Annotated in this window: 21 protein-coding genes; 14 read left to right on the top strand and 7 right to left on the bottom strand. The window is 60.5% G+C overall.

The window, feature by feature from the left end; genetic code table 11:
• Positions 1–280 precede the first annotated feature (280 nt).
• Complete coding sequence (gene epsC, locus ACCD00_RS13150; protein ID WP_057399186.1) at positions 281–1,207, bottom strand: serine O-acetyltransferase EpsC; 927 nt, start codon at positions 1,205–1,207, stop codon at positions 281–283.
• A gap of 190 nt (positions 1,208–1,397) precedes the next feature.
• On the opposite strand from epsC, the gene ACCD00_RS13155 reads away from it, so the two are divergent.
• The 13 genes from ACCD00_RS13155 to ACCD00_RS13215 all read left to right on the top strand — a co-directional run bounded on the left by ACCD00_RS13155 (position 1,398) and on the right by ACCD00_RS13215 (position 14,511).
• Positions 1,398–2,390 carry a D-cysteine desulfhydrase gene (locus ACCD00_RS13155; RefSeq protein ID WP_413425053.1) on the top strand — a complete coding sequence of 331 codons (993 nt, stop codon included), beginning with the start codon at positions 1,398–1,400 and terminating at the stop codon, positions 2,388–2,390.
• Positions 2,391–2,704: 314 nt separating this feature from the next.
• Positions 2,705–3,505: a cystine ABC transporter substrate-binding protein gene (tcyJ, locus tag ACCD00_RS13160; RefSeq protein WP_413425055.1), complete on the top strand. Its 801-nt coding sequence runs from the start codon at positions 2,705–2,707 to the stop codon at positions 3,503–3,505.
• Entirely contained in the window at positions 3,505–4,170 is a 666-nt protein-coding gene (gene tcyL, locus ACCD00_RS13165) for a cystine ABC transporter permease (RefSeq protein WP_007972897.1), read from the top strand. The genes tcyJ and tcyL overlap by 1 nt, the downstream gene beginning before the upstream one ends.
• Before the next feature lie 4 nt (positions 4,171–4,174).
• A complete protein-coding gene (tcyN, locus tag ACCD00_RS13170; protein ID WP_413425057.1) occupies positions 4,175–4,930 on the top strand; it encodes an L-cystine ABC transporter ATP-binding protein TcyN in 756 nt (251 codons plus the stop codon).
• A 485-nt stretch (positions 4,931–5,415) separates the two neighbouring features.
• Positions 5,416–6,180 (top strand): hypothetical protein, encoded by a 765-nt coding sequence (locus ACCD00_RS13175; RefSeq protein WP_413425059.1) that lies wholly within the window; start codon positions 5,416–5,418, stop codon positions 6,178–6,180.
• Between the two features lie 231 nt (positions 6,181–6,411).
• Positions 6,412–7,644 carry an SfnB family sulfur acquisition oxidoreductase gene (locus ACCD00_RS13180; protein WP_413425061.1) on the top strand — a complete coding sequence of 411 codons (1,233 nt, stop codon included), beginning with the start codon at positions 6,412–6,414 and terminating at the stop codon, positions 7,642–7,644.
• 23 nt (positions 7,645–7,667) lie between these two features.
• On the top strand, positions 7,668–8,861 hold the full coding sequence (locus ACCD00_RS13185) for an SfnB family sulfur acquisition oxidoreductase (RefSeq protein WP_413425063.1): 1,194 nt from the start codon (positions 7,668–7,670) through the stop codon (positions 8,859–8,861).
• Complete coding sequence (locus ACCD00_RS13190; RefSeq protein ID WP_413425065.1) at positions 8,861–10,219, top strand: LLM class flavin-dependent oxidoreductase; 1,359 nt, start codon at positions 8,861–8,863, stop codon at positions 10,217–10,219. Before ACCD00_RS13185 ends, ACCD00_RS13190 begins: the two co-directional genes overlap by 1 nt.
• A gap of 119 nt (positions 10,220–10,338) precedes the next feature.
• Entirely contained in the window at positions 10,339–11,148 is an 810-nt protein-coding gene (locus ACCD00_RS13195) for a MetQ/NlpA family ABC transporter substrate-binding protein (protein WP_413425067.1), read from the top strand.
• A 2-nt stretch (positions 11,149–11,150) separates the two neighbouring features.
• Complete coding sequence (locus tag ACCD00_RS13200) at positions 11,151–12,272, top strand: methionine ABC transporter ATP-binding protein (protein ID WP_413425069.1); 1,122 nt, start codon at positions 11,151–11,153, stop codon at positions 12,270–12,272.
• Positions 12,262–12,906 carry a methionine ABC transporter permease gene (locus ACCD00_RS13205; RefSeq protein ID WP_007972909.1) on the top strand — a complete coding sequence of 215 codons (645 nt, stop codon included), beginning with the start codon at positions 12,262–12,264 and terminating at the stop codon, positions 12,904–12,906. Before ACCD00_RS13200 ends, ACCD00_RS13205 begins: the two co-directional genes overlap by 11 nt.
• 464 nt (positions 12,907–13,370) lie before the next feature.
• A complete protein-coding gene (locus ACCD00_RS13210) occupies positions 13,371–13,727 on the top strand; it encodes a DUF6124 family protein (RefSeq protein WP_413425071.1) in 357 nt (118 codons plus the stop codon).
• A gap of 157 nt (positions 13,728–13,884) precedes the next feature.
• Positions 13,885–14,511 (top strand): class I SAM-dependent methyltransferase, encoded by a 627-nt coding sequence (locus ACCD00_RS13215; protein ID WP_413425073.1) that lies wholly within the window; start codon positions 13,885–13,887, stop codon positions 14,509–14,511.
• Between the two features lie 119 nt (positions 14,512–14,630).
• On the opposite strand, the gene ACCD00_RS13220 is transcribed toward ACCD00_RS13215, so the two are convergent.
• From ACCD00_RS13220 to ACCD00_RS13230, 3 genes are read right to left on the bottom strand one after another with little or no spacing between them, the layout of a single operon-like run.
• Positions 14,631–17,681: an efflux RND transporter permease subunit gene (locus ACCD00_RS13220; RefSeq protein ID WP_413425075.1), complete on the bottom strand. Its 3,051-nt coding sequence runs from the start codon at positions 17,679–17,681 to the stop codon at positions 14,631–14,633.
• Positions 17,678–18,742: an efflux RND transporter periplasmic adaptor subunit gene (locus tag ACCD00_RS13225; RefSeq protein WP_413425077.1), complete on the bottom strand. Its 1,065-nt coding sequence runs from the start codon at positions 18,740–18,742 to the stop codon at positions 17,678–17,680. Before ACCD00_RS13225 ends, ACCD00_RS13220 begins: the two co-directional genes overlap by 4 nt.
• A complete protein-coding gene (locus ACCD00_RS13230; protein ID WP_413425079.1) occupies positions 18,739–19,842 on the bottom strand; it encodes an efflux RND transporter periplasmic adaptor subunit in 1,104 nt (367 codons plus the stop codon). The genes ACCD00_RS13225 and ACCD00_RS13230 overlap by 4 nt, the downstream gene beginning before the upstream one ends.
• A gap of 175 nt (positions 19,843–20,017) precedes the next feature.
• On the opposite strand from ACCD00_RS13230, the gene ACCD00_RS13235 reads away from it, so the two are divergent.
• A complete protein-coding gene (locus tag ACCD00_RS13235; RefSeq protein WP_413425081.1) occupies positions 20,018–21,214 on the top strand; it encodes an AAA family ATPase in 1,197 nt (398 codons plus the stop codon).
• Positions 21,215–21,387: 173 nt separating this feature from the next.
• Here the strand turns inward: ACCD00_RS13235 and ACCD00_RS13240 are convergent, their stop codons facing one another.
• The 3 genes from ACCD00_RS13240 to ACCD00_RS13250 all read right to left on the bottom strand — a co-directional run.
• On the bottom strand, positions 21,388–22,170 hold the full coding sequence (locus tag ACCD00_RS13240) for a MetQ/NlpA family ABC transporter substrate-binding protein (RefSeq protein WP_007972924.1): 783 nt from the start codon (positions 22,168–22,170) through the stop codon (positions 21,388–21,390).
• Positions 22,171–22,443: 273 nt separating this feature from the next.
• The gene (locus ACCD00_RS13245; RefSeq protein WP_085717807.1) at positions 22,444–23,367 is read right to left on the bottom strand and encodes a sigma 54-interacting transcriptional regulator; all 924 of its coding nucleotides are present in this window, start codon (positions 23,365–23,367) and stop codon (positions 22,444–22,446) included.
• A gap of 55 nt (positions 23,368–23,422) precedes the next feature.
• The coding region (locus ACCD00_RS13250; RefSeq protein ID WP_413425090.1) for an alpha/beta hydrolase at positions 23,423–23,580 on the bottom strand (158 nt) is incomplete at its 5' end.

Raw genomic sequence — 23,580 nt, forward strand, 5'->3', positions numbered from 1 at the left:
GCGGGCAGCGAACCGCCGGTTTAACTTGAATGAACGTTCAAGTTAAACATGGATAGGGGGCTAAGGACTAATCGCAGGGCTGGGCGGTACTGGTTGTACGCTAGCTCAAGGGAGGAAATGTGCCGAGGGCCAATAGCCCGATTCAGCTTGAAATCCAATCGCGAGCAAGCCCGCTCCCACAGTTGATGAGTGTCGGACGCGAAATTGTGAACGACGAAAACCACTGTGGGAGCGGGCTTGCCCGCGAAGAGGCCAGACCAGTCAAAGGAGATTCAAAGGCCTACTTCTGCGCCCCATCATCATGCTGCAGATTCGCCTGGGTCAGGTTACTGCCCGCCGGCACGCTGCGGGTCAACCAGACATTGCCGCCGATGGTCGAGCCCTGACCGATGGTGATCCGCCCCAGAATCGTCGCCCCGGCATAAATCACCACATCATCCTCGACGATCGGATGCCGCGGCTGGCCCTTCTGCAACTGACCGTCTTCGTCGGCCGGGAAGCGCTTGGCCCCCAAAGTCACCGCCTGATAAATCCGCACGCGCTCGCCGATGATCGCGGTTTCGCCGATCACCACGCCGGTACCGTGGTCGATGAAGAAACTGCGGCCGATCTGCGCACCAGGGTGAATGTCGATGCCAGTGGCCGAGTGGGCGATTTCCGCACTGATCCGCGCCAGCAACGGCAGCCCGGCACGGTACAAATGGTGGGCCAGGCGATGATGGATCACCGCCAGAATCCCCGGATAGCACAACAGCACTTCATCGACACTGCGCGCCGCCGGGTCGCCGTGATAGGCCGCCAGTACGTCGGTGTCCAACAGGCTGCGCAACCCAGGCAAAGCGAGGGCGAAGTCCTGAATGATCTGGATGGTCTTGGCTTCGACTTCGGTATCGGCCTGGGCACTGTGGCGCGCGGCGTAGCGCAATTCGAGCCGCGCCTGGGCCAACAGCGCATTTAATGCCACATCCAGCGTGTGACCGACGTAGAAATCTTCGCTTTCTTCGCGCAGGTCAACCGGCCCCAGGCGCATCGGGAACAGCGCACCGCACAAGGCTTCGAGAATCTCCGCCATGGCTGCCCGGGAGGGCAGTTCGCGACCGCCCTGCTCGCCGCTGGCCCGGCCGTTTTGTGCACGCCACTGTTCACGCGCCGTGCGCAGCTGGCTGACGATGGTCTGCAATTGCCAATGGCTGGAACGCTCACTCACGGTAAAAACTCCTCACGGGCGACCGGACTGTCTGGCCGCACTGACGGCAATTACTTTACGGCAAGGGTCGCAAGGCAAATTAAGAACCAATAGTGCTGTGCTCAGTTCGTTTGGCTATAAGCGATTGGCGGTTGCCCAGGCTTTGGGGCGTGCCTATAGTCCTGAGATCTTCAACGGCCAGTACGGACCCATGATCAAACAACAGCTCGCCCGCTTTAACCGCCTCGACCTGCTCGGTCAGCCCACCGCCCTGGAAAAACTTGAACGCCTGTCGACCTGGCTGGGTCGCGACGTATACGTCAAGCGCGATGACCTGACGCCGCTGGCGATGGGCGGCAACAAGCTGCGCAAACTCGAATACCTGGCCGCCGATGCACTGGCCCAGGGTGCCGACACCTTGATCACCGCCGGCGCGCTGCAATCGAACCACGTGCGCCAGACAGCTGCCATTGCCGCCAAGCTCGGTCTGGGCTGCGTAGCCCTTCTGGAAAACCCCCTCGGCACCGATGACAGCAATTACACCGGCAATGGCAACCGGCTGCTGCTCGACTTGTTCGATGCCAAGGTCGAACTGGTGGAAAACCTCGACAACGCCGACGAACAACTGCAAGCCCTGGCCGGCCGGCTGCGCAGCAACGGCAAGAAGCCGTACCTGGTGCCGATCGGTGGCTCCAACGCGCTGGGTGCCCTGGGTTACGTGCGTGCCGGGCTGGAACTGGCCGGGCAAATCAAGGACACCGGCCTGACCTTCGCCGCCGTAGTCCTGGCCTCGGGCAGCGCCGGTACCCACAGCGGCCTGGCACTGGCCTTGAGTGAAGTGCTGCCGGATCTGCCAGTGATCGGCGTGACGGTCTCGCGCAGCGATGAAGATCAGCGGCCCAAGGTTCAAGGCCTGGCCGAACGCACCGCCGAGCTGCTGGGCGTGAACCTGCCGGAGGCTTTCAAGGTCGAGCTATGGGATGAGTATTTCGCCCCGCGTTATGGCGAGCCGAATGCCGGAACACTGGCGGCGGTGAAGCTGCTGGCGGGCCAGGAAGGCTTGCTGCTGGACCCGGTCTACACTGGCAAGGCCATGGCGGGCTTGCTGGACGGAATCGGGCGTCAGCGTTTCGATGAGGGCCCGATTATCTTCCTGCACACCGGCGGGGCGCCGGCGTTGTTTGCGTACAAGGATTTTCTGTAGGAGCGAGCCTGCTCCGGGCGGCGTTCCGACGATGGACGACAGGGCACCGCGGGGTGTCAGGTTGTCAGCGTTATCGTTGACGACCATCGCGAGCAAGCTCGCTCCTACAGTGAAAACGTAAGCTATTCCAAAATGGAATAACCAGAAGATTAATTATTATTTTCCAATCTAAAAACGCCATCATATAGTCATGCTACAGGCGAATTTCCCGAGAGACGCATACGCTGCTTTAAGGCAGGATAGCGCTGTCGTCAAAATCCCGAATTTGCCAACTTTCCTTAAGCGTCTTCCATAAGAAAACACAGGGGCTTGTCATGAATTTTTCCGCACTACGTCGCAATCTGCTGGTGGGCTCGCTGGGCCTGGCACTGAGCGCTGGCCTGATTGGCCAAGCCGTTGCCGGTGAGCAACTGCAAAAAATCAAAGACGCCGGCGTGATCAACGTTGGCCTGGAAGGCACTTACCCACCGTTCAGTTTCGTCGACGCCGACGGCAAACTGGCCGGCTTCGAAGTCGAGTTCTCCGAAGCCCTGGCCAAAGAGCTGGGCGTGAAGGTCAAGCTGCAACCGACCAAATGGGACGGCATCCTCGCCGCCCTGGAGTCCAAGCGCCTGGACGCGGTCATCAACCAGGTGACCATCTCCGAAGAGCGCAAGAAGAAGTATGACTTCTCCGAGCCGTACACCGTTTCCGGGATTCAAGCGCTGGTGCTGACGAAGAAGGCCGCCGAGCTGAACATCAAGTCCGCCGCTGACCTGTCTGGCAAGAAAGTCGGCGTAGGTCTGGGCACCAACTACGAGCAGTGGGTGAAAGAAAATGTGCCCAAGGCTGACATCCGCACCTACGAAGATGATCCGACCAAGTTCCAGGATCTGCGTGTCGGCCGCATCGACGCCATTCTGATCGACCGCCTGGCCGCGCTGGAATACGCCAAGAAAGCCAAGGACACCACCGCCGCCGGTGATGCGTTCTCCCGTCAGGAAGCCGGCATTGCCCTGCGCAAAGGCGAGCCTGAACTGCTGGCAGCCGTGAACAAAGCCATCGACAAGCTGCGCGCCGACGGTACGCTGAAAAAGCTTTCGGAAAAATACTTCAGCGCTGACGTCACTCAATAATGGAAGAAGCTTTTCAACTCGCACTGGACTCCGTGCCCTTTCTGCTCAAGGGCGCGTACTACACAGTGATCTTGAGCCTGGGCGGGATGTTCTTCGGCCTGGTGATGGGGTTCGGCCTGGCGTTGATGCGCCTGTCGCGTTTCAAACTGGTGAGCTGGATCGCCCGCATCTACGTGTCGTTCTTTCGCGGCACGCCGTTGCTGGTGCAACTGTTCGTGATCTATTACGGCTTACCGCAATTGGGTCTGGAACTCGATCCGCTGCCGGCGGCCCTGATCGGCTTCTCGCTGAACATGGCCGCCTACGCCTGTGAAATCCTGCGTGCCGCGATCAGCTCCATCGAGCGCGGCCAGTGGGAAGCTGCTGCCAGCATCGGCATGACCCGTGCGCAAACCCTGCGCCGGGCCATCCTGCCGCAGGCAATGCGCACCGCATTGCCGCCGCTGGGCAACAGCTTCATTTCGCTGGTCAAGGACACGGCGCTGGCCGCTACCATCCAGGTGCCGGAACTGTTCCGCCAGGCGCAACTGATCACTGCCCGTACCTTCGAAATCTTCACCATGTATCTTGCCGCCGCACTGATCTACTGGGTCCTGGCCACGGTGCTGTCGCACCTGCAGAACCAGTTGGAAGCGCGGGTCAATCGGCACGACCAGGAGTCCTGACCCGATGATTGTCGTGGAAAAACTGACAAAGCAGTTCAAGGGTCAAGTCGTGCTCAACGGCATCGATCTTGAGGTCAAGGAAGGCGAGGTGGTAGCAATCATCGGCCCAAGCGGTTCGGGCAAGACCACCTTCCTGCGTTGCCTGAATTTTCTGGAAGAACCCACCAGCGGCCGGATCAAGGTCGGTGATATCGAGATCGATACCAGCCGTCCCCTGAACCAGCAGCAGAGTCTGGTGCGGCGCTTGCGCCAGCACGTAGGTTTCGTGTTCCAGAACTTCAACCTGTTCCCCCATCGCACCGCCCTGGAAAACGTCATCGAAGGCCCGATCGTGGTGAAAAAGACCCCGCGCGCCGACGCCGTTTCCCTGGGTAAAAAGCTCTTGGCCAAGGTCGGCCTGGCGGGCAAGGAGGACGCTTACCCGCGTCGCCTCTCCGGTGGCCAGCAACAGCGCGTGGCGATTGCCCGGGCGCTGGCGATGGAGCCCGAAGTGATCCTGTTCGATGAGCCGACCTCGGCCCTCGACCCGGAGCTGGTGGGCGAGGTGTTGGCGACCATCCGCGGCCTGGCCGAAGAGAAACGCACCATGGTGATCGTCACCCACGAAATGGGTTTTGCCCGGGACGTGGCCAACCGGGTGGTGTTTTTCGACAAGGGCGTGATCGTCGAGCAAGGCGAAGCGAAGGCGTTGTTTGCCAACCCGAAAGAAGAGCGAACCAAACAGTTCCTGAGCAAGTTCCTGAATAACGCTCACAACTAACAACCCTGCACAACAACGGTAAACTTCCATGGATGGAAGTGACACCCCTCGAAATACACCTCATAAATACCAAACAAAACTCATCCATTCGACACGCATATCCTGTACGCACACGCGGTACATATATATGCATCGCAACAATTAAACAGTGCTGAGCCAATCAGGCTCCTCATGGCAGGACTGTGCCTACGACTTGCACAAAAACGCCTGTATCTCGCCGTTTTCAGCAGACAAATACGACACGCGGACATGGTTTATTTACTTGGGAGTGTAGGAACTTTCTGAATAGCAACACACACCAATCATAACTAATATTTCTTATTGACACCTGATCTTCATGGCTCTTATCTAGTCTCCTGCCAGCAACATTCATCACGCTTGAATCATTATTTCAACTCGAAGTAATGAATGGTTTTTTTCGCTTCGATTTTTAGTTTTTTGATATTCCAGAAACGGACTTCGTTGCAAGACTTCAAGGAGACTTCATGAAAAGCACCTCGAACAAATCCGCGCTTGCGGCCCCGACCCTGGCGCAATCCAACAAGACCGGCATCAACGTCACTTGCGCGGCGCACCTGCTGATCGATGTGGCGCCCTACCCCGCCATGGATGCAGGCGACCTGATCGAACTGTTCTGGGACAACTGCTACGTGGCCTCCCGCGTACTGACGGCCAGCGATGTCGGCCAACCGGTGCAGCTAAGGGTGCCTGAAAGTTTTGTCGCCAACGGTACTTCGAGCATTCACTACCGGGTCATGCAAGTTGGCCGGGGCCCGGCGATATCGGCCAGCCGCAACGTGCAGATCAAACTCGACTGCCCGGGCGGCCAACCCTCCGCGTTGTGCGGCGATGAAAACCAGTGCCTGGCACCGGTGAACATTCCCGAGGCGATTCGCCGTCAGGGGGTCAATACGAGTCAGGTCAAACGCGGTGTTCCCTTGACCATCGAGCCGTACCTGAACATGGCCGTCGACGACGAAATCACCCTGCGCTGGGGCGATGTGCGCATGGACCTGCCACGACTCGAGCCCGCCGATGTCGGCCAACCGATCCAGGTCTGGATACCGCCAGCCATCATCCTCGAAGCCGGCGAAGATCTGCGGCTGGAAGTGACCTACTGCATTCTCGACAGGGTGGGCAACAACTCCCGCTGGGCACCGCCCCGCACGCTAAAGATCGGTTGCGCCAATCCTTATCTGAAAGTCCCCCCGAAAAAAATGCTCAAGGCAGCCGAATCCCGCAAGCAATGAATACAGGGGCCACTCACATCAGCGGGATCATCCTTCTATCCATATTTCTAAAAGTTAGTTCATAAATTATTTATACGCGTTTAGGGTATATACACCGGACCACCGGACATTCTTGTTTTCATGCGCCGCCACAAGCGGCGCTTCCATGAGATGTGAGGTAGGTATGGTCCGGAACACAATCACCCCAGTGCAGATCGCCAGGGCATTGCGTGCAGCCAAGGAGCGGCACTGATGTCCAGTCTGGCAGATGCAATCGTCCAGAGTGACCTGGACGTCGCCCCCCTGTTGTTGCCCGCACAAGTCTTGCGCAACGATGCCCAAGCCATCAAGGCCGCCCACGAGCTGGCGCAAGCCGCCCGCCTGCAAGCGGCCAAACGAGACCAGCAGCGCAAGCTCCCATGGTCTGAAATCGAACAGTTCACCCGCAGCGGCCTGGGCAGCATTTCCATCCCCCGCGAGTACGGTGGCCCGCAAGTTTCGTTCGTCACCCTGGCCGAGGTCTTCGCGATCATTTCCGCCGCCGACCCGGCGCTTGGGCAGATCCCGCAGAACCAGTTCGGCATTCTCAACCTGATCCTCGGCAGCGCAACCGAAACGCAGAAACAACAACTGTTCAAAAGCGTTCTTGATGGCTGGCGCATCGGCAATGCCGGGCCGGAACGCGGCACCAAAAACACCTTGGAACTGAAGGCACGCCTGACCGCCGACGGTGTCCTCAACGGTCAGAAGTTCTATTCCACCGGTGCCCTGTTCGCCCATTGGGTCGCGGTCAAGGCATTGAATGACGACGGCAGGCAGGTGCTGGCGTTCATCCGTCGTGGCACGCCGGGATTGCGCATCGTCGATGACTGGTCCGGTTTTGGTCAGCGCACCACCGCCAGCGGCACGATTTTGCTCAACAACGTGCGAGTCGACTCCGAACTGGTTGTGGATAACTGGAAGATCAACGACACGCCGAACATTCAGGGGGCCGTCTCCCAACTGATTCAAGCGGCCATCGACGCCGGTATCGCCCGAGGCGCCATCGACGACGCCATCGACTTCGTGAAAACCCGCGCCCGGCCATGGATCGACGCCAAGGTCGAGCGGGCCAGCGATGACCTGTACGTGATCGCCGATATCGGCAAGTTGAAAATTGAATTGCACGCCGCCGAAGCGCTGCTGCGCAAGGCCGGACAGGTGCTTGATCAGGTCAGCGCCGCGCCGCTCACCGCCGAGTCAGCCGCCCGCGCCTCGATTGCCGTGGCCGAAGCCAAGGTGCTGACCACCGAGATCTCGCTGCTGGCCAGTGAAAAGCTGTTCGAACTGGCCGGCAGCCGCGCGACCCTCGCCGAATTCAACCTCGACCGTCACTGGCGCAATGCCCGCGTGCACACCCTGCACGATCCGGTGCGCTGGAAGTATCACGCCATCGGCGCCTATCGCCTCAACGGCACGTTGCCTAATCGGCATTCCTGGATCTGACGACCAGACATCTGGAGAACAACATGACAAATTATCAGCACGTCGCGGTCATCACCAGCGATGAACAAGCCCTGATCATTGCCAGCGACCTGGCCGAAGACTTCAAACGCGACAGCGCCTTGCGCGACCGCGAGCGCCGCTTGCCACACCCGGAGCTGGAAGTGTTTTCCCGCTCGGGCCTGTGGGGCATCAGCGTGCCGAAAGAGTATGGCGGCGCCGGCGCTTCCAACGTCACCCTGGCCAAGGTCATCGCATTGATTGCCCAGGCCGACGGCTCGCTTGGGCAAATCCCGCAAAACCATTTTTATGCCCTCGAAGTGCTGCGGGTGAACGGCAACCACGAGCAGAAAAAACGTCTTTATGCCGAAGTATTGGCCGGCCAGCGCTTCGGCAATGCATTGGCCGAACTCGGCACCAAAACCGCCCACGATCGCGTCACCAGCCTGACCCGCGACGGCAGCGGCTATCGCATCAATGGTCGCAAGTTCTACGCCACCGGCGCGATTTACGCCCAGCGCATTCCCACCTCGGTGGTGGATGAAAATGGCGTGCAGCAACTGGCGTTCGTCCCGCGCAACAGCAAGGGCCTGAGTGTGATCGACGACTGGAGCGGCTTCGGCCAGCGCACCACCGGCAGCGGCTCAGTGGTATTTGAAGATGTGTTTGTTGCCGCTGACGATGTGATCCCCTTTCAAAGCGCCTTCGAGCGCCCTACCACGGTTGGCCCACTGGCGCAGATCCTCCATGCCGCCATCGACACTGGCATCGCCCGCGCCGCGTACGAAGATGCGCTGCACTTCGTGCGCACGAAAACCCGGCCATGGATCGACGCTACCCACGAAAAAGCCACGGACGATCCGCTGACCCTCAAGAGCTTCGGCCACCTGAGCATTCGCCTGCACGCCGCCGAGGCGCTGCTGGAGCGTGCGGGCGAATACCTCGACAAGGCCCAGGCCGACACCCATGCCGAGACCGTCGCGGCCGCGTCGATTGCCGTCGCCGAAGCCCGCGCCATCAGCACAGAAATCTCCCTGGCCGCCGGCAGCACGCTGTTCGAACTGGCCGGCAGCCAGGCGACCTTGATCGAACACAGCCTCGACCGTCACTGGCGCAACGCCCGGGTGCACACCCTGCACGATCCGGTGCGCTGGAAGTACCACGCCGTAGGTAATTACTACCTCAACGATGAAAACCCGCCACTGCGGGGGACCATCTGATGGCTGCCACTAAAAAGAAGATCCTGCTCAACGCGTTCAACATGAACTGCATCGGGCACATCAACCATGGTCTGTGGACCCATCCGCGAGATAACTCGACTCAGTACAACACCCTCGAATACTGGACCGAACTGGCGCAGTTGCTGGAGCGCGGGCTGTTCGACGGCCTGTTCATCGCCGACATCGTCGGGGTCTACGACGTCTATCAGAACTCGGTGGACGTGCCGTTGAAAGAGTCGATCCAGTTGCCGGTGAACGACCCGCTGCTGCTGGTGTCGGCCATGGCCGCGGTGACGAAAAACCTCGGTTTCGGCCTGACCGCCAACCTCACCTACGAAGCGCCGTACCTGTTCGCCCGACGCCTGTCGACACTGGATCACCTGAGCCGTGGCCGGGTCGGCTGGAACATCGTCACCGGCTACCTCGACAGCGCCGCCAAAGCCATGGGCCTGAGCGAACAGGTCGAGCATGACCGTCGCTACGACCAGGCCGACGAGTACCTGGAGGTGCTCTACAAACTCTGGGAAGGCAGTTGGGAAAACGGCGCGGTGCTGAACGATCGACAGCAGCGGATCTACGCGCAGCCTGAGAAAGTGCACAAGGTCGAGCACAAGGGCGAGTTCTATCAGGTCGAGGGTTATCACCTGTGTGAACCCTCGCCGCAGCGCACGCCGGTGCTGTTCCAGGCCGGCAGCTCGGATCGCGGCTTGCTGTTCGCCGGGCGCCATGCCGAGTGCGTGTTCATCAGCGGCCAGACCAAGGCATCGACCAAGGCGCAGGTGGACAAGGTGCGCGCCAGCGCCGTCGCCGCCGGACGCAACCCCGAGGACATCAAGGTGTTCATGGGCCTGAATGTGATCGTCGGCGCCACCGAAGACCTGGCCTGGGCCAAGCACGCCGAATACCTGAGCTACGCCAGTGCCGAAGCCGGCGTGGCGCATTTTTCGGCGTCCACCGGGATTGATTTTTCTCAGTATGAAATCGACGAACCGATCCAGTACGTAAAGAGCAACGCGATCCAGTCCGCCACCAAACACCTGCAAAACAACGACTGGACCCGGCGCAAATTGCTCGAACAACACGCCCTCGGCGGTCGCTACATCACCGTAGTGGGTTCCCCGGAACAGGTGGCCGATGAGCTGGAATCGTGGATCGCCGAAACCGGGCTGGATGGCTTCAACCTGACCCGCATCGTCACGCCGGAAAGCTATGAGGATTTCATTGAGCTGGTGATTCCCGAGTTGCAGCGGCGGGGGTCGTACAAGACGGCGTACGACAGCGGCACCTTGCGTCAAAAGCTGTTTCAGCGAGAGGCGTTTTTGCCTGAGCAACATACCGGCTCGGCTTACCGCCGCTAAAAGCTTCGCGAGCAAGCCCGCTCCCACAGGGGAATGCATTCCAGATGTGGGAGCGGGCTTGCTCGCGAAGAGGCCCCACCAGACACCAAAAAATCAATGCACTGACTGGAAAACTCATCATGAAAAAGCACTACCTCTCTCACCCAGTCAAAGCACTGGCCCTGGCCCTCGGCCTGTTCAGCTCGGTGACATTCGCCGCCGACGCGCCGCTGAAAATCGGCACCACCGCCGCCTTCGCCATTCCCCTGGAAGCGGCCGTCGAAGAGGCCTCCAAACAAGGCCTGAAAGTCGAGCTGGTGGAGTTCACCGACTGGATCGCACCGAACGTCAGCCTCGCCGCCGGCGACATCGACGTGAACTACTTCCAGCACATCCCGTTCCTGGAAAACGCCAAGGCCGCTTCGGGTTTCGACCTGGTGCCTTTCGCGCCGGGGATCATCAACAACGTCGGCCTCTATTCGAAAAAATACAAAAGCTTCGACGAACTGCCGCAAGGCGCCAGCGTGGCCATCGCCAACGATCCGATCAACAGCGGTCGTGGCTTGCAGCTACTGGTCAAGGCCGGGCTGATCACCCTCAAGCCCGGCGTCGGCTACAAGGCCACCGAAGAAGACATCATCGCCAACCCGAAGCACATCAAGATCCTCCAGGTCGAAGCCGTACAACTGGTGCGAGCCTATGACGATGCCGATCTGGTGCAGGGCTACCCGGCCTACATTCGCTTGTCGAAAACCTTCGATGCGGGCTCCGCGCTGCTGTTCGATGGCCTCGATCACAAGGAGTACGTGATTCAGTTCGTGATCCAGCCCAAGAGCAAAACCGACCCGCGCCTGATCAAGTTCGTCGACATCTACCAGCACTCACCCGCTGTGCGCGCCGCGCTGGATAAAGCTCACGGCAAGCTCTATCAAGCCGGCTGGGAAAGCTGAGCATGACCGCCGCCATCCAACGGCGACTGGAGATTCCAGAGCCGCAAAGTGCCGAACGCACCGAGCTGCATCCCGAACTGAACCATGCCCACGTCCGCTTCATCGGCCTGGGCAAGACCTACAACGGCCAGCAAGGGCCGGTGGCTGCCCTGCACGGCATCGACCTGGCAATCCAGCGCGGCGAAGTGTTCGGCATCATCGGCCGCAGCGGCGCCGGCAAGTCGTCGCTGATCCGTACCATCAATCGCCTGGAGCAACCGAGCAGCGGTCGGGTGCTGATCGATCAGGTGGACATCGGCGAGTTCGACGAAGACCGCCTGGTGGCGCTGCGTCGGCGCATCGGCATGATCTTCCAGCACTTCAACCTGATGTCGGCCAAGACCGTTTGGCAGAACGTCGAACTGCCGCTGAAAGTCGCTGGCGTGCCCAAGGAACAACGCGAGCAGAAAGTCCGTGAACTGCTGGAACTGGTCGGCTTGCAGACCAAACACAAGGCTTACCCGGCGCAATTGTCCGGCGGGCAGAAACAGCGCGTGGGCATTGCCCGGGCGCTGGTGCATGACCCACAAATCCTGTTGTGCGACGAAGCCACCTCGGCACTCGACCCGGAGACCACGCAATCGATCCTCGGCCTGCTGCGCGAGATCAACCGGCGCCTGGGCCTGACCATCGTTTTGATCACCCATGAGATGGCGGTGATCCGCGAGATCTGTGATCGGGTGGTCGTGCTCGAACACGGCCGCATCGTCGAGCAAGGGCCGGTGTGGGAGGTCTTCGGCAATCCACAGCATGAGGTCAGCAAGACGCTGCTGGCGCCGTTGCAGCACGCATTGCCGCCAGAGCTGCAAAGCCGTCTGTTGGCGCAAGCGACATCCGCCGATGCCGCCGTGGTCCTGCGCTTGCAGTTCACCGGCAGCCAGCGCGACGAACCAGACCTGGCGGCATTGTTCAGTACGCTCGGTGGCCAAGTGCGCTTGCTGCAGGGCGGCGTGGAACGGATTCAGGGCCATGCGCTTGGGCAACTGCTGCTGTCGGTGGCGGGCTCATCCCTCAGTGCCGAAGAGTTGCGTCAACGCGCCGGCCATTGGGCGCAACAGGTGGAGGTACTGGGTTATGTGGTTTGATCGCTTGCTGCAGGGTTTTATCGACACGTTCCTGATGGTCGGCGTGTCGTCGTTGATCGCGCTGTTGGCGGGCATTCCGCTGGCTGTGATCCTGGTCACCAGTTCCAAGGGCGGCATCTACGAAGCCCCGGCGCTGAACCGCGCGCTGGGCGCATTCGTGAACTTGTTCCGCTCGGTGCCTTTCCTGATCCTGATGGTCGCTTTGATTCCGTTCACGCGGCTTATTGTCGGCACCACTTACGGCGTCTGGGCGGCCGTGGTGCCGTTGACCATCGCGGCTACACCGTTCTTTGCGCGGATCGCTGAAGTGAGTTTGCGCGAGGTCGATCACGGACTGATCGAAGCGGCGCAAGCCATGGGCTGCCGGCGTTGGCACATCGTCTGGCATGTGTTGTTGCCGGAAGCCCTGCCGGGGATTGTCGGCGGGTTCACCATCACCCTGGTGACGATGATCAACTCCTCGGCCATGGCCGGGGCGATTGGTGCAGGTGGGTTGGGGGACATTGCGTATCGGTATGGGTATCAGCGCTTTGATAGCCAGATCATGCTGACGGTGATTGTGCTGCTGGTGGCGTTGGTGGCGGTGATTCAGTTGGGGGGTGATCGGTTGGCGCGGGGGTTGAATAAACGCTAACGCTGTAGGAGCGAGCTTGCTCGCGATGGAGGTCAACGATAACGCGGGGAACCTGATTCCCCGTGGCGCCCTCAGGCTTTTCGCGAGCAAGCTCGCTCCTACAGGAGTGGCGATCCTGGTGATATTTCGTACAAAGAAATCAGCGTTTCCGAAGGCCTGTTCCCTTTCCTTTGCAGGACATTTCCTAGATCATTTCGCTCGCTTGCGCCTGCCAAATCCGGTGGCTAGTCTCGGCCCGTCACTGCTCATCAGTGATCGGGTTTAGTCGCCCGGATCTTTCCAGGCGCACAGCGCCACCTCGTGTCAGGTGTTTATTACCTGAAAGTTATGGTGGCTGTGCGCAGGGCACCCTCGGGTGCGCCGGTATTGCCTGGAGACCGGTCGACTAACCTGCGTGCAGCCGCCACCCCTATTCGTTTAGTCGCGATATCGGTTGGCTCCAATTAATTCCAGGAGTTTTACCAATGAAGAAATCCGTTCCCGATCCACCTCCCGAAAATCCCGACAACGAAACCATCACCGAAGACCCGCTCAGGGATCGATCCTCGCTTTACCGCGCCATTGATTTCCACCTCACCGGCAAGCAACCCTCAGCGCCCGATGAACTGCGCTTCTACAACGTCAGCAAAGACGTGAGCTTCGAAGACACCCAGCTCTATGTTGCCGATCTGCTGCGTTGCGCTTCAGTCACGGCGTATCAGTGTGGCGATCAACTCAAGGGGGCTGATCGTGCAATGGTGTTCTCGATCTGGCATCTGCTGGAGATTGCCAAGGCGATGGTGGATCACTCCATTGAATGTCTGGGGATGAAAAAAGGCTGAGTCATTTGTTGTCAGTTCCACCGCCTTCGCGAGCAAGCCCGCTCCCACAGGAGTACGCAGTCAACTGTGGGAGCGGGCTTGCTCGCGAATGGCTGCAAAGCAGCCACCCAACCGATGGCGTATATTCGACCCATCCCACTTGCCTGCGCAGCCAACCATGAAACAAACACCCGACGACCTCGAACAGATCACCTCCACCACCCTGGGCCACTACAACGCGGTCGCCGAAAGCTTCCGTGAAGGAACCCGCGATCACGATGTCAGCCAGAACATCGATGCGCTGTTGCGGCACATTCAGGGCGAGGCGCCGTTCGACATTCTCGATTTTGGCTGTGGCCCGGGCCGGGATTTGCAGACGTTTACCCGCATGGGCCACAAGGCAGTCGGCCTCGACGGCTCGGAAAAACTCGCGCAGTTGGCCCGTGAAGACAGTGGTTGCGAGGTGTGGCAACAGGACTTCCTGAAGCTCGATCTGCCGGCCGAGCGTTTCGACGGGATCTTTGCCAATGCGGCGCTGTTTCATGTTCCGCGCCAGGAATTGCCACGGGTGTTGAAGCAGTTGCGGGGAGCGTTGAAACCGGGTGGCGTGTTGTTCAGTTCCAATCCCCGTGGCGAGAATCAGGAAGGCTGGAACGGGCCGCGTTATGGGTCGTACCACGACCTGGCGGCCTGGCAGCAATTGTTGATCGAGGCGGGGTTTGTGGAGCTTGAGCATTACTACCGGCCGGCAGGGCTGCCGCGAGAGCAGCAGCCTTGGTTGGCGAGTGTCTGGCGCAAGGTGTAAAGCCCGCAGATTTGCGGTGGTTGTGCTGACGTCTTCGCGGGCAAGCCCGCTCCCACAGGGATTGCGCTGAACCCTGTGGGAGCGGGCTTGCTCGCGAATAGAGCGCGAAGCGCTCGCCCTTACTGCACCTCTTTCTTCGGCTCGCGAATCTTGTACCAGGCCACATACAGCGCCGGCAAAAACAGCAGCGTCAGCAAGGTGGCGATGACGATCCCGCCGATCATGGCGTAGGCCATCGGCCCCCAGAACACTTCCCGGGCAATCGGGATCATCCCCATGCTCGCCGCTGCCGCGGTCAGCAGGATCGGCCGACGTCGATGCTCGGTGGCCTGCACCACCGAGTCCCACGGCGTATAGCCCTTCTGCTCGTACTCCTCGATCTGGGTCACCAGGATCACCGAGTTACGGATGATGATACCGATCAGCGCCAGAATCCCGAGGATCGCCACGAAGCCCATTGGCGTACCTGTAGGCACCAGCGCAAGTACCACGCCGATCAGCCCCAGCGGCGCGACGCTGGCCACCAGGAACAGCTTTTGCACGCTGTGCAACTGGATCATCAGGAAGGTCGCCATCAAAAACAGCATCAGCGGCACAACCTTGGCAATCGGTCCCTGGGCCTTGCCGCTTTCCTCCACCGTACCACCGGTGGCGACCTTGTAGCCCGCCGGCAATTTGGCAGCGAAATCGTCGATGGACGGCTTGAGGATTCTCACCAGGTCGGTCGGCTGGATCTCGTCGCGTATCGCCGCCTTGATGGTGATGGTCGGCAGGCGATCGCGACGCCACACCAGCGGCTGTTCCAGTTCGTAGCGCACCGTGGCGAACGCCAGCAGTGGAATCGACGTGCCGCCAGGCGTGACGATTTGCAGGTTCTGCAGGGTTTCCGGTGTTCCGCGCTCGGAATCCACCGCACGCCCGACCACGTTGATCAGATAGATGTCGTCATCGACCTGGGTCACCGACTGGCCGCTGACGATGCTGTTCATCAGGTTGGCCACATCCTCGGAAGACAGCCCCAACTGCCGCGCCTTGTCCTGGGCGATGTCGATGCGCAGGACTTTGCCCGGCTCGTTCCAGTCGTAGATGATCTCGCCAACGTGCGGGTTCTTGTCCAGCTCGGTGGCCAGGTCGATGGCATGTCGGCGCACTTGGTCGATGTCCTTGCCGCTGACCCGGTACTGGATCGGACGCCCTACCGGCGGGCCCATTTCCAGTGCCTGGACATAACTGCCGATGCCGACGAAGTCGTTGCGCAAGCGCTCGCGAAGCTTCTGCATCATGGCCTCGCGGGTATGGCCTTTGCTGACGATCACCAACTGCGCGTAAAACGGGTTTTGCAGTTGCTGGTCCAGTGGCAGGTAGAAGCGGATGGCGCCCTGACCGACGTAAGTGCTCCAGCGCACGATGTCCGGATCGTCCTTGAGCGTGGCCTCGAGTCGGTCGACAGCCCGGCGGGTTTCGTCGATCGAGGCGTTTTGCGGCAGGTTCAGGTCCACGAGGATTTCCGGTCGATCCGAAGACGGGAAGAACTGGTTCTGCACGTAGCGCATGCCAAACACCGCCAGTACAAAGCACAGTACGGTGATGCCGATGGCCCACCAGCGATTGCGCATGCACCATAGCAGCCCGCCGTTGAACGCCTTGCCGATACGCCCGGGTTCGCCTTCATGGGGTTTCACGTTGGTGCTGAGGATGTGCACGCCGATCACCGGCGCAAACAGCACCGCCACCACCCATGACACCAGCATCGCACAGGCAATCACCGCAAACAGGGTGTAGGTGTACTCGCCGGCGGAGCTGGCGTTCAAGCCGATCGGCACGAAGCCCGCCACCGTGACCAGCGTACCGGTGAGCATCGGGAACGCCGTGGAGGTGTAGGCGAAGGTCGCCGCTTGCTCCTTGGTTTCGCCCAATTCCAGGCGCGTGACCATCATTTCCACGGTGATCATCGCATCGTCCACCAGCAGGCCGAGGGCGATGATCAGTGCACCGAGGGAAATCCGCTGCATGGTGATGCCGCTGTATTCCATGAACACGAAGACCATCGCCAGCACCAGCGGGATCGAGCACGCCACCACCAGCCCGGCGCGCACGCCAAGGCTGACGAAGCTGACCAGCAGCACGATCACCACCGCCTCGAACAACGCGCTGGTAAAGCCGCCAACGGCCTCCTCCACCACCACGGCCTGGTCGGAGACGTTGTAGATGCCGACACCGACCGGCAAGTCGGCAGTCAACTCGTCGATACGGGTATGCAAGGCCTTGCCGAATGCCTGGACGTTGCCTCCCTTCTGCATGGCGATCGCCAGGCCGATGGCCGGCTTGCCGTTGAAGCGGAATTCCGGCGAGGCCGGATCGACGTAGCCACGGCTGATTTCGGCGATGTCGGCCAGACGATAAAAGCGGTCGTTGAGCTTGAGGTTGACCTCGGCCAGGTCTTTCTCCGAAGCGAATTGCCCCGATGTCCGCACCGAAATCCGCTCCGGCCCGGCCTCGATGACACCTGCCGGGGTCACGGCGTTCTGGGTTTGCAGGCTCTGCACCACCTGACGCTGATCTATGCCCAGCGCGGCGAGTTTGCGCGTGGAGAAGTTCAGGTACAGCACTTCGTCCTGCTGGCCGACCATCTCGATCTTGCCCAGCCCCGGCACGCCGCGAATTTCCATGCGGGCCTGTTCCACGTAGTCGCGCAACTGACGCATGGTCAGGCCGTCAGCGGTAAAGGCGTAGATCGACCCGAAGACGTCACCGAACTCGTCGTTGAACGACGGCCCCTGTATGCCTTGCGGGAACTGGTACTTGATGTCGTTGATCTTCTTGCGCACCTGGTACCAGATTTCCGGGATGTCCTTGGCACTGGTGGTGTCGCGCAGGTACACGTACACCGTGGACTCGCCTGGGCGCGTGTAACTTTTCACGTAGTCGAGGGAGTCGAGCTCTTCGAGCTTTTTCTCGATCCGGTCGGTGATCTGCTCGAGGGTTTCCTCCTGGGTCGCCCCCGGCCATTTGCTCTGGATCACCATGGTCTTGATGGTGAACGAAGGGTCTTCTTCACGCCCAAGGTTGAAGTACGAGAACACACCCATCAGCAACGCGACGAACATCAGATACCAGATGAACGACTGATGCTTGAGGGCCCATTCCGAGAGGTTGAAAGGCCCTTTCATTGACTGTCCTCGTCGATTTTCACTTGTTGCCCCGGCTTGAGGCTGTTGACACCGGCACTGACCACCCGCTCGCCGTTCTTCACGCCGCCGGCCAGCACCACGGTGTTGCCGGTGCGGCTGATCACGGTGATGTCACGGGGGGAGACGGTTTTACTCTGTGCATCAATCACCCAGATGCGCGGCTTGCCATCCACCTCCTGCAGCGCGGTGACAGGCAACTCGATGCGCGGCTTGATCGCCGAGCTCAAGGTGACGCTGATTGCCGTGCCCAGACGAAAGCCGACTGGCGTTTCAGCCAGGGTCAGGCGGGCGCGACGAGTGCGCGTGGCGCTTTGAGCCTGAGGCTCGATTTCGCGGATGACAGCCGTGGTGTTGATGCTCGGATCAAGTTGCACCGCGACCAGGAACACCACATCTTTGGGCAGTTGATCAACCAGGGTATCGGGCAGGTCGATCACCGCTTCCTTGATGTCCGGTTGCGCCAGGGTCACCACTTGCTGGCCGGCCGTGACCACTTGCCCGGCCTCGGCGCTCCACGCGGTGACCACGGCTTTATGATCGGCGCGCAACTCGGTGTAGCCCAGTTGGTCCTTGCTCTGGTTGACGGCGGCCCGGGCCTGATCGAGGGAGGCCTGGGTGGTTTTCAGGTCGGTGTTGGCCGCGTCGAGTTGCGCTTGCGCACCAACCCCACGGTCAAACAAGGCTTGCTGACGCTGGGCAGTGGCCTTGGCGTTGATCAGTTGCGCCTGGATTTTCGACAGATCACCCTGAGCCGAACGCAATTGGTTCTGCTGATCGGAAGGATCGAGGGTGGCGAGCAACGTCCCCTTCTCGACCTCGGCGCCGACATCGACGTTACGACTGGCGATTCGCCCGCCCACGCGGAACCCGGTATTGCTTTCATAGCGTGCCTGGATACTGCCGGCGAAGCGGCCCAGGTCCTCTTCATTCAAGGTCTGGACCTTGATCGACAGCACCGGCCGTACCGGTGCCGGCGGTGGTTCGCTTTTGGAACAGGCGCTCAGCACCAGCCCGATGGACAACGCCCATAAAGGCTTCATGGCTTGGCTCCCCAGGTCAGATCCTTGTAGGTGTTTTCGGCAATCTCGACTTCCATGTCCGGGTGCAACAACTGCCCGCCCGCGACGATGACTTTGTCCCCTTCCTTCAACCCGTCGCTGATGATGACCTTGCCGGTCAGGTAGCGGCCGACCGTCACCGAATGCAACTGGGCCTTGCCCTTGTCGTCGACAATCCAGACCGCAGGTTTACTGATGTTCTTGGTCAGCGCCGACCACGGCAGCTCGATGGCCGCCTTGCCCGAGCCCCTGGCCGTGGCACTCACCACCGAGCCCAATTGCATGCCCTCGGGCAGTTTGTCGAGGCCGACCTTGACCTGCACGGTGCCGGATTGCGCCGATACCGACGGGGTGACTTCACGTACGGTGCCAGTGGTTTTGATGGCGGGGTTGTCGACCAGACTCAGGACAATGGTCTGATCCTTCGGCTTATGGGCCAGCAGCGATTCATAGACGTTGAACACGGCATCCCGGTCGCCGTCCCGGGCCAGACTGAAGACCGGCATCGTCGCCTGCACCACCTGACCGACTTCCGCCTGGCGTTCGGTAATGATCCCCGGCGCATCGGCGACCAGCGCCGTATAGCTCAACTGATCCCTGGCATTGGCCAACTGCGCCTGGGCAGCGCTCAAGGCACTCTGGCTACTGTTCAAGGCAGCCTGGGCCGAATCATATTCGCTCTGACTGGTGTAGCCCTTGGGCAAGAGTTTTTGCTGACGCACGAACGCCGCCGCACTCTGCTTCACCCGCGCCTGTTCGGCGACCACTTGCGCCTGGGCCGAGTCGACACTGGCCTGCAGATCCTTGGGATCGAGCCGGGCGAGCACTTGCTTGGCGGTCACGCGATCACCGACGTCAACCGAGCGCTGGATGATCTTGCCGCCCACACGGAAAGACAGTTCCGTCTGTACCCGCGCCTGGATATCGCCGGTGAGGGTGACCGAGGCGGCGTAATCCGTTGGCTTGACGATTTGTACGAACACCCGCGGCAGGTATTCCTGCACGGGTTTTTTCTCCTCGCACGCCGTTAGCAGGGTGACGACACTCAAGGCCATTAGTACTTTCAGTCCGGGAACCGCCATGCAAACTCCTTGGCCTTTTTTGTGGACAACTCGACAGAGAGCTTAGAACAGGATTTCAACCTTGCACGTGCGTCTTATGAAGAAAGAATTCGCACTGCCTTGCCCCTGAAACACTTGCCATAGACGCCTGCGCATGCCTGACAATGAGTCCCGGTCGACCCTCTCAGGAACCCATATGCTCAACACTCTCGCGGTGGCCAATTACCGTTCGATCAACAAACTGGTGATCCCGCTGGGCCGACTGAATCTGATCACCGGGCCCAACGGCAGCGGCAAATCCAACCTGTACCGTGCGCTGCGCCTGCTGGCGGAAACCGCCCACGGCGGGGTGGTCAATGCCCTGGCCCGTGAAGGCGGGCTGGATTCAACCTTCTGGGCCGGCCCGGAAACCCTCTCCCGGCGCATGCGCACCGGCGAAGTCGCCATCGAGCCCAGCGTGCGCCAAGGCGTCAAACGCCTGCGCCTGGGGTTTGCGGGAGAGGATTTCGGCTACTCGATCAGCCTCGGCCTGCCCGATTCCAATGGCCATTTCATGCTGCCCGGGTGCAGCACGCCGATACCTTCTTATTTCAGCCTCGACCCGCAGATCAAACGCGAATGCCTGTGGGCAGGCGCGTTCTATCGCCCGGCCAGTCTGCTGGTCGATCGTGAAGGCCCGATGATCCGTGCCCGCGCCGATCGTCGCTGGGACGTGCTGGCGCAACATACACCGACGTTCGACAGCCTGTTCGATCAGGTCGGCAATCTGCGCAGTTCCCCGGAAGTGCTGGAGATGCGCGAGTTCATCCGTCGCTGGCGCTTTTACGATCACTTTCGCAGCGATGCCGACGCGCCGGCCCGTCAACCGCAACTGGGCACCCGCACGCCGGTGCTGCATCACGACGGGCGCGATCTGGCGGCGGCCTTGCAGACGATCATCGAAATAGGTGATCCCGAGGCGTTGCGGGCTGCGATCAGCGACGCGTTTCCCGGTGCACGACTGCACATCGAACCACTGCCGGGTGGGCGCTTCGCCATCGAATTCTTTCAGGAAGGATTGTTGCGGCCGCTGTCGGCCGCCGAGTTGTCGGACGGGACGTTGCGCTATTTGCTGTTGGTCGCGGCGCTGCTGACGCCACGGCCGCCGACATTGATGGTGCTGAACGAACCGGAAACCAGCCTGCATCCGGACCTGCTGCCGGCACTGGCGCGCTTGATCATCCGCGCCTCCGGGCAGTGCCAGGTGTGGGTGGTGTCCCATGCCCGGCGGTTGATTTCGGCCTTGCAGCAGGACCCCGACTGCAACTGCATCGTGCTGGAGAAAAATCTTGGCCAGACCGCAATTGTCGGCCAGCGCATGCTGGATGAACCCGCATGGTATTGGCCGGATTGAACGGCGCGTAATTTGCCGGGAGATGGAAGACGTCTGTTTTCCCTTGCGTGTCGACTGATACTCCCTCTTCGCGAGCAGGCTCGCTCCCACACGCAATGTGCACAGGCAAAAAAAACGCCGACGCTATTGCTAGCTGTCGGCGTTTGAAACCTTGAAGGGGTTTACTTCGCGAATCAGAACGCTGGCAGTACCGCGCCGCTGTACTTCTTCTCGATGAAAGCTTTCACTTCCGGGCTGGTCAGGGCCTTGGCCAGTTTCTGGATGGCAACGCTGTCCTTGTTGTCCGGACGGGCCACCAGGAAGTTCACGTAAGGCGAATCGGCGCCTTCGATCACCAGCGCGTCTTTAGCCGGGTTCAGACCCGCTTCCAGCGCGTAGTTGGTGTTGATCATGTCCAGGTCAACTTGATCCAGCACGCGCGGCAGCATGGCCGATTCAAGCTCCTTGAACTTGAAGTTGTGCGGGTTCTTGGCGATGTCTTTTGGCGTGGCCAGGGCGTTTTTCGGGTCTTTGAGCTCGATCAGGCCAGCCTTCTGCAGCAGGATCAGGGCACGGCCGCTGTTGCTGCCTTCGTTCGGGATGGCGATGGTCGCGCCGTCTTTCAGCTCAGCCAGGGTTTTGACTTTCTTCGAGTAGCCGCCGAAGGGTTCGACGTGCACACCGATCACGGTTTCCAGGTGGGTGCCTTTACCTTCGTTGAAGCTCTTGAGGTACGGCAGGGTCTGGAAGTAGTTGGCGTCCAGGCGCTTCTGGTCGACCTGTACGTTCGGCTGAACGTAGTCGGTGAAGACTTTGATTTCCAGGTCCACGCCTTCTTTGGCGAGGGTTGGCTTGATCAGCTCAAGAATCTCGGCGTGTGGAACCGGGGTTGCCGCAACCACCAGTTTCTCGCCAGCCTGGGCCAGGCCCGCAGTCAGGGCAGCCGCCAGCGCGGTGAACAACAGAACCTTTTTCATGCAGTGTCCTTATCGAAAATCGCAATCGCTTGTGGCGACGGCTTGAAAATGAGAGTGCCGGTGAAGTGCTATCGCTGGCGTGAAGCGGACAATACCGGGATTTTTTATTCCCGAACAATAACGTTTATTCAGCTTCATATTCCATTTTGTTCATACAGCTCTAACCCGCACCTTACCCTGTAGGAGCGAGCCCGCTCGCGATGGTCGCCAGGACAACGCGGGCATTCAGGAAACCCGCGTCATCGTTGACGACCATCGCGAGCAGGCTCGCTCCTACAGGAGGCCGGTGCCTTTAAGTATTTGTTTCAAGGCGTCTTTTTCGGCATCGGAACCGTTGCCAAGAATCTGCTTGAGCTGCCGTTCGATCTGTCCCAGACCTTCATCAGGCAAATTCAAATGCTCCGGCAAGATCTCGTCGCCGGTACTCACCAACAGCGCAAAGTGGATGACGTTTTCCAGTTCCCGGGTATTGCCCGGCCAGCGGTGACGTTCCAGCACGCGTTGCGCGGCCTCGCTGATCAGCGGTACCGGCAGCTCCAGGCGTTGGCTGTAGATGCCGAGGAAGTACTCCGCCAGCGAGAGGATATCCCCCACCCGCTCGCGCAGTGCCGGCAGTTCGAGCGGGCCTTCGCTGAGGTAGTGATAGAGCCGCTCATGGAATTTTCCGGCGGCAACCGCCTGGGCCAGATCGATGCTGGTGGCCGCCACCAGGCGCACATCCACCGGGCTCGGCTGATGAGCGCCGACACGGGTGACTTCGTGGTTCTCCAGGGCGGCGAGCAGTTTGATCTGGATCGGCAGCGGCAGGTCGCCGATTTCGTCCAGGTACAGCGTGCCGCCGTTGGCCGAGCCGAACCACCCGGCACGACTGCTCGCTGAACCGCTGTAGCTGCCCGCGGCGTAGCCAAACAGCTCGGCGTCGGCGTAAGTCGGGCTGATGGCGCCGCAGTTGACCGACACGAATAACCCGCCGCGATCACTGGCGCGATGGATATGGCGGGCCAGCAATTCCTTGCCGGTGCCGGTTTCGCCGCGGATCAGCACTGACACTGAACGCGTGGCCAGTTGCTCAAGGTCTTCGCGTAATTGCCGTGAACGCGGATCGACAAACACCAGCGCCTTGGCGCGGATGCTCAGGGGACTTTTTTCAGCATCGGGAAAGGTCAGCAGCGGCTGGCCGAAGGTTTCAAAGCTCATGGCAGACTCCCGCCCAAAACCGCCGGGAGACGGGGGCGTTAAATAAATAAAGTGTTCAAGCGCGGCGCAGGGCGTGGTGTTCCATGCGGTTTTGCAGGCGATAGAGATAGGCAAAACCCTGCTCCCAGCGCTGGTGACCGGACTTCACGTTGATATGCCCCGCCCCCGCCAGAATCCCCGCCTCGGCGCCCCAGTTGCGCGCCAGTTGCAGGG

The sequence above is a fragment of the Pseudomonas sp. Pseusp3 genome, assembly GCF_047304225.1.
In the GTDB taxonomy this organism is placed as follows: Bacteria; Pseudomonadota; Gammaproteobacteria; order Pseudomonadales; family Pseudomonadaceae; genus Aquipseudomonas; species Aquipseudomonas fluorescens_CD.

Coding starts and splice junctions, on each gene's coding strand:
- ACCD00_RS13155 (WP_413425053.1), top strand. CDS start 1,398: ATGATCAAACAACAGCTCGCCCGCTTTAACCGCCTCGACCTGCTCGGT.
- tcyJ (WP_413425055.1), top strand. CDS start 2,705: ATGAATTTTTCCGCACTACGTCGCAATCTGCTGGTGGGCTCGCTGGGC.
- tcyL (WP_007972897.1), top strand. CDS start 3,505: ATGGAAGAAGCTTTTCAACTCGCACTGGACTCCGTGCCCTTTCTGCTC.
- tcyN (WP_413425057.1), top strand. CDS start 4,175: ATGATTGTCGTGGAAAAACTGACAAAGCAGTTCAAGGGTCAAGTCGTG.
- ACCD00_RS13175 (WP_413425059.1), top strand. CDS start 5,416: ATGAAAAGCACCTCGAACAAATCCGCGCTTGCGGCCCCGACCCTGGCG.
- ACCD00_RS13180 (WP_413425061.1), top strand. CDS start 6,412: ATGTCCAGTCTGGCAGATGCAATCGTCCAGAGTGACCTGGACGTCGCC.
- ACCD00_RS13185 (WP_413425063.1), top strand. CDS start 7,668: ATGACAAATTATCAGCACGTCGCGGTCATCACCAGCGATGAACAAGCC.
- ACCD00_RS13190 (WP_413425065.1), top strand. CDS start 8,861: ATGGCTGCCACTAAAAAGAAGATCCTGCTCAACGCGTTCAACATGAAC.
- ACCD00_RS13195 (WP_413425067.1), top strand. CDS start 10,339: ATGAAAAAGCACTACCTCTCTCACCCAGTCAAAGCACTGGCCCTGGCC.
- ACCD00_RS13200 (WP_413425069.1), top strand. CDS start 11,151: ATGACCGCCGCCATCCAACGGCGACTGGAGATTCCAGAGCCGCAAAGT.
- ACCD00_RS13205 (WP_007972909.1), top strand. CDS start 12,262: ATGTGGTTTGATCGCTTGCTGCAGGGTTTTATCGACACGTTCCTGATG.
- ACCD00_RS13210 (WP_413425071.1), top strand. CDS start 13,371: ATGAAGAAATCCGTTCCCGATCCACCTCCCGAAAATCCCGACAACGAA.
- ACCD00_RS13215 (WP_413425073.1), top strand. CDS start 13,885: ATGAAACAAACACCCGACGACCTCGAACAGATCACCTCCACCACCCTG.
- ACCD00_RS13220 (WP_413425075.1), bottom strand. CDS start 17,681: ATGAAAGGGCCTTTCAACCTCTCGGAATGGGCCCTCAAGCATCAGTCG.
- ACCD00_RS13225 (WP_413425077.1), bottom strand. CDS start 18,742: ATGAAGCCTTTATGGGCGTTGTCCATCGGGCTGGTGCTGAGCGCCTGT.
- ACCD00_RS13230 (WP_413425079.1), bottom strand. CDS start 19,842: ATGGCGGTTCCCGGACTGAAAGTACTAATGGCCTTGAGTGTCGTCACC.
- ACCD00_RS13235 (WP_413425081.1), top strand. CDS start 20,018: ATGCTCAACACTCTCGCGGTGGCCAATTACCGTTCGATCAACAAACTG.
- ACCD00_RS13240 (WP_007972924.1), bottom strand. CDS start 22,170: ATGAAAAAGGTTCTGTTGTTCACCGCGCTGGCGGCTGCCCTGACTGCG.
- ACCD00_RS13245 (WP_085717807.1), bottom strand. CDS start 23,367: ATGAGCTTTGAAACCTTCGGCCAGCCGCTGCTGACCTTTCCCGATGCT.